At 33.6% G+C, this 6,009-nt stretch carries 4 protein-coding genes; all 4 read right to left on the bottom strand.

The window, feature by feature from the left end; translation table 11 throughout:
• Positions 1 to 75 precede the first annotated feature (75 nt).
• On the bottom strand, positions 76 to 723 hold the full coding sequence (gene ppaX / locus EAI80_RS11635; protein ID WP_129982170.1) for a pyrophosphatase PpaX: 648 nt from the start codon (positions 721 to 723) through the stop codon (positions 76 to 78).
• A 24-nt stretch (positions 724 to 747) separates the two neighbouring features.
• Positions 748 to 1,806: a histidinol-phosphate transaminase gene (gene hisC, locus EAI80_RS11630; RefSeq protein ID WP_129982169.1), complete on the bottom strand. Its 1,059-nt coding sequence runs from the start codon at positions 1,804 to 1,806 to the stop codon at positions 748 to 750.
• Entirely contained in the window at positions 1,806 to 2,582 is a 777-nt protein-coding gene (locus EAI80_RS11625; protein ID WP_129982168.1) for a Cof-type HAD-IIB family hydrolase, read from the bottom strand. Before EAI80_RS11625 ends, hisC begins: the two co-directional genes overlap by 1 nt.
• A gap of 101 nt (positions 2,583 to 2,683) precedes the next feature.
• Complete coding sequence (locus tag EAI80_RS11620; RefSeq protein ID WP_129982167.1) at positions 2,684 to 5,800, bottom strand: SpaA isopeptide-forming pilin-related protein; 3,117 nt, start codon at positions 5,798 to 5,800, stop codon at positions 2,684 to 2,686.
• Between the last annotated feature and the right edge of the window lie 209 nt (positions 5,801 to 6,009).

Below are 6,009 nucleotides of genomic sequence, written 5' to 3'. Positions count from 1 at the left end.
ATTTTTTCTAAATTATTCAAACTTGTTTTTAAGTTTGTCTTTTTTTATACGTTTTGATTGATTTTTGTTTCACACTTACATCCTTTCTAGATAATCATATAAGTCATCATATGACTCCATCATATAATCTGGATGTTCATCAAGAAGCCCCTCTGTGCCTTTTAAAGACCAAGTGACTCCTATAGTCTTAATACCAGCATTCTTACCTGCTTGAATATCAGTCACATTATCGCCAATCATATAACCTTTATTCACATTCATTTTCTTCATTGCAGTCAATACTGCTTCTGGATGAGGTTTCCCATGTGTGACTTCATCACTTCCAATGACTATTTCAAAATACTGATCCAAGTGTGCACACTTTAATCCATATACAGCCGCATCCTTGAATTTTGTAGTCACAACAGCCATTCTTATTCCTTTCTCATGAAGTTTTTTTAATACTTCTGTTTCATGAGGGTATAGAGTAACATAATCATTATGCTTCTCATGATTATAAGCACGATAGATTTGTACTGCTTCATCTACCTGATCACCTGAAAAGAAACGTGCAAATGAATCTCTTAAAGGTGGTCCTAAGAATGAGAGAAGCTCTTCTTCTGATAATGTGTAATCAGGAAGAAGCTTTTTAAAAGTATATCTGAATGACTGGAAGATCAATTCATCGGTATTAAGTACTGTTCCATCTAGATCAAATAGAAGTACGTTATCTGTATTTATCATATCATTAATTGTTTCCTTATGTGTTTAAAATGCTTGAATAATTTCTCTGACAGCTTCTAGGAATGCATCCATTTCTTCATCGTTTCCAATAGTGACACGTAAGTATTGATTAATACGTGGGGCATTGAAATATCTTACAATAATATGTTTCTTTCTTAATTCTTTAAAAATATGTTCTGCATCATAATCATCATGATGAATAAAGATGAAATTAGAATAACTGTCAGTCATAGTAAAGCCCATTTCTTTAAGGGCTTTTTTAGTACGTTCACGTGTTGCGATAATCTTTTTCGCATGTTCTTTAATCACTTCACTGTCTTGAATAGAAGCTTCGCCAATCACCTGAGCGAGTGCATCAATTGGATATGAGTTGAATGAATTCTTTACATCATATAAATGTGATACAAGCTCTTTATTACCTAAAGCTACACCAAGTCTACTACCTGCAAGTGAACGGAATTTAGAGAATGTATGAATCACAAGTAAGTTATCATATTTCTTTAAGAGTGGTATGACTGTTTCTCCACCAAAATCAATATAGGCTTCATCAATCACAACAACACTCTCAGGATTATGTTTGATAATATCTTCGATATCATCTACAGACATAAGTTCACCTGTTGGCGCATTTGGATTAGGGAAGATAATTCCACCATTCTTATTAAAATAATCTTCTTTCTTAATCTTAAATGCATCATCAAGTGCCACTGTCTTATAATCAATATTAAACAGTTCACAATAAACAGGATAGAAAGAATAAGTAATATCTGGGAAAAGAATAGGATTCTGTCCGTTAAAGCATGTTAAGAATGTTAAGGCGAGAACTTCATCACTTCCGTTACCTAAAAAGACCTGATCATCTTCTAATCCATGATACTCTGCAATTAAATGTTTAAGCTTTGATGCATCTGCATCAGGATAGAGTCTTAGTTTAAATGGATCAAAAGATTGAATCGCTTCTTTGACTTTTTCTCCTGGTTCATATGGATTTTCATTTGTGTTTAGTTTGATAAGATTAGACATCTTAGGCTGTTCACCAGCCACATAAGGTTCTACATCTCTTAAATTATTTCTCCAGCTCACTATATTTTACCCCCTAGTATATCATCGATCATTTCATAGACATAACTATAAATATGATCTGCTTTTTCTTGAATATCATCATGTGCATAATTAAATGTACAGCCATGATCTCCTGCTTCAATCATTGAAAGGTCATTCCATGAATCACCTATTGTATAGGTTATCGCATTTGTTTTGTCCTTGAGATAAGTGACACCACTCCCTTTAGAACAGTTGTTAGGAACAATATCTAGGAAATAAAGATTAGGATGACATTCAACATCATCACCATATTTGTCTTCAATTCTTTTCTTAATGATATTAATTCTATCAGTCTGATTATCTTCCTGATTTAAGCTAATGATTTGAAATGAAGGACTTTTCTTCATTAATGTCATATAGTCGTCAGGAATAGGTATATTTCCCATATCACTATGTGCAAAAGATTGATGATTAAAACAACCATAACTATTCTTTCCATCACACATATGCACAAACATATTGGCATCTACTCCCCATTGTAGAATGTCAAGTCCAATTGATTGTTCTATATGTTTCTCATAGAGAGTTTCTTTATTGGAATCAAGGATTGCCCCACCATTGTTTAAAACAAGATAATCAAAAGGATAACCATCCTGCTCAAGGATTTTATTCATTTCTAATATATGACGTCCTGTACAATAAACAACTTGACCGCCTGCATCACGAAAACGTGTTAAGGCTTCTTTGTTTAAAGGTGAGATCTGTTCATTTTCACGATAAAGAGTTCCATCTATATCACAAAATACCATTTTCATAGTTCCACCCTCCTTAATTTCCCATTATATAGGAAGGTCTCAATAAAAAAAAGTCATATTAATAGAAAAAGACTGGAGAGAGATTTCTCCAGTCCTAAATATTAGCTTTCTTTCTTAATAAGAATGAAAATAATAGAAATCATTGAGACTAAACCTAAACCAATTATCATTAATAGATTTGTTGGATCACCTGTTTGAATGATTTCTATTGGTGTATTCTCATAATCAAATGTATATGTATCGCCCTTCACATTTTCATCAATGACGACCTTCTTGACTTCTGTAGATAAGTGGTAGCCAAATGGTGCTTTTGTTTCTTTGATATAGTATGTACCATATCTTAAATCTTTAAATGTTGCGCTACCATCTTTTGATGAGGCAGCAACCATACTATAAATACAATCAGGGTCTTTGTAAAGTGTGAATTCAAAGTCTTTATCTTTGATTAATTGTTTTGTCTTGGCATCCACCTTATTCACCTGGATATTCACTAATATCGGCTTTTCTTTGATTTCTAAAAATAAATCTTCTTCTCCAGAAACAGTGAATGCAGTATCTGTTACTGTTTGATATCCTCTAGGTGTCTTTGTTTCCTTAAGAATATATTCTTTACCTGCTTCTAGATGACTCACTGCATGAGCTTTACCATCAGTAATCCACTGATCAATGAGATTTCCTTCCATATCAAATACAGAGAACTGGGCATCTAATACAGGTTCTTCTGTTTCTTCATCTACCTTATTAATAATAATTTCAGCATCCTTCATGACTACTGTTTTGTTCTCATTAGACACTGTAAATGTGATAGATTCTGCTTTCGCATAACCATCAGGTGCTGTTGTTTCAATAAGTGTATAAGTTTGACCTTCTTTTAGTCCACTGACATAATGAGGAACATGAGTAGAAGTCCATGAATCTACTACATTATTTGATTCATCTCTTACTTCCAGTTGTGCGCCTTCTAATTCTTCTTTACCTGTAATTGTAGTTTTTGAAACTGTGATTTGTCCATCCTTCATTACATATGCTTCATTCTTCTTCTCATTAGATACAGTGAATGTGATAGATTCAGCCTTAATATAACCATCTGGGGCTGTTGTTTCAATAAGTGTATATTTCTTTCCTTCTTCAAGTCCACTTACATAATGTGCTTCTTCACTAGAAGTCCATGAATCTACAACTTTATTCAATTCATCTCTTACTTCTAGATGAGCACCTACTACTTCCTTCTCACCAGTTAAATCTGTCTTAGAAATCTTAACCTGTTTATCTTTCATTACAACTGCTTGATTCTTCTTTTCTTTAGATACAGTAAACTTAATAGATTCAGCTTTCACAAAGCCATTAGGTGCTGTGATTTCAGTTAAGATATAGTCATGTCCTTCAGTTAATCCTTTGATTGAATGAGGTTTATTAGTAGAAGTCCATGTATCAATAATCTTTCCATTCATATCTGTGACCTGCATCTTTGCACCTTTGATTTCATCTGTACCTGCAATATCTCTCTTAGATGCAGTAACAGTTGTATCTACAAAAGTCATAGAGAACAGCTTATCGCCAGTGATCTTAACATATTGTGTTTCATCAGATAAGACAAAGTTTTCTTTATTACCATCTTCTTGATCTGGTGCAGATAATTCTTTTACATAATATGAACCATATGGTAAATTACCAGATTTTGCGATACCTTTGTCATTTGTCTTAATAGACATCACAAGCTGACCTTTCTTATAAAGGGTATGACCGATATACATATCATTATTCGCATAAATACCAAATTCTCCACCCTTTAATGGATGATTATTTGTATCAGTCTTTAGTATTTCAATCTGTCCTACTTTTACTTTATCTTGAGATTCGACATGATTCCATACAATAGAAGTTGTCTGATCCTTGTAAGTAAGTTCTACTGTATAAGTTTGAGGATCTAAGTTATAACCTACAGGTGCTTTTGTTTCTTTTACTGTATAAATACCTAATACAAGATTATTTAATTGACCACGACCTGTCTTATCAGTCATGATTTTACCTACTTCTTTATTTTCTGAGTTATATACTGTATATTCAGCACCTTCTAATGACGCTTCACCTTGTACAAGTCCATCTGCATCAGATTTCTTTATAAGAATTTGTCCTGTAGGGGCTTCATCAGTAATAGTGACTTCTGATGTTTCTCCTGGATTAACTGTTGTGCTAAATGTTGCTGTATTCACTAAATATCCATGAGGGGCATTCTTTTCAGTAATGGTATATTCACCTACTAATAAGTTATCAAGTACTATTTCACCATTAGTGACTGTCACATCCTGATCAAAGTTATTACCAGTCACATGGAATATGGCACCATCTAATAGTTTTCCACCTACATCTGTCTTTCTAAGCTTTAATCTTCCAATCACTGCCTGGAACTGTGCATTCGCAAATGTAGTGACTTCTGGAGGAAGTGTATACCAAGTACTAATATGCTGGTATTTATTATTGCCATTATGAATAATTAATGGCGCAAAAGTGAAACCTCCTGACTTATAACCAGAATAGACTGGTCCTGTATAAGTCGCATCTGCTTCATAATGCATTGTATCTCCACCATAGATATCTACTGTTTCACCAGACTGGTTTCTTGTTTCATTGACTACCTTTGCTTTATTTGTACCAGTACTAATTGTGATATGATATCCATTAGGACCATTGAGTCTGACTGATTCTGATTTCTGTACTCTCGCATTTTGATCATAGTAAGTACTTAACTCATTCTTACTAAATAAAAGATTATTCTGATTCAAAGGATCAGGTTTAGAAGTTGCATAATTATAGAAATCAGCAATCTTACCTTTTTTAAGTGTTGTATTAGAATAAGCATGAGAGAGTGCCATGGACATAATGACATTCTTTTCATCATCATTTAATCCATTCATACCATCCCATGTCTGATAACCAAACCATCCATAATACATAATCTTACGTATGTTCGCATATTTAGGTTCTGTGCTTGTATAAAAATCACCGGACATTGTTTGATTCGATGGAGTTGTCTTCTTATGTTCAATACACCAGGCTCTTCTTCCATCGATTGTGAAATTACCTACAGTACTGCCATATGCAGTAGATTTACCATGCCATTCCATTTTATAGGATGCTGCACTGACACTTTGTGTAGTGATCCCTACTATCATAAGTAATGATAATAGAACAGCACCTATTCTTCTTACAATATTCATCTTGTTTCCCTTTCCACTAAATAAAAAAAGACATATATATGTCATGAGAGAATCTATATAAAACAGTACAATGACTGTAATTGGAGTTAAAAAAAGGGAAGCATGCATTATGGGGTCTTTAATTTTTGTGGGGGTCAGACCTTCGCTCTAAATATTTGGGGGTCTTGGAAACAGCACCTTTAAATCTGTGGGGGTCACACTGTGGCTCC

Source organism: Catenibacterium sp. co_0103 (assembly GCF_004168205.1).
Classification (GTDB): domain Bacteria; phylum Bacillota_I; class Bacilli_A; order Erysipelotrichales; family Coprobacillaceae; genus Catenibacterium; species Catenibacterium mitsuoka_A.
Note: the sequence above shows the minus strand (reverse complement) of the source record. Positions and strands in the feature narration are given on the sequence as shown.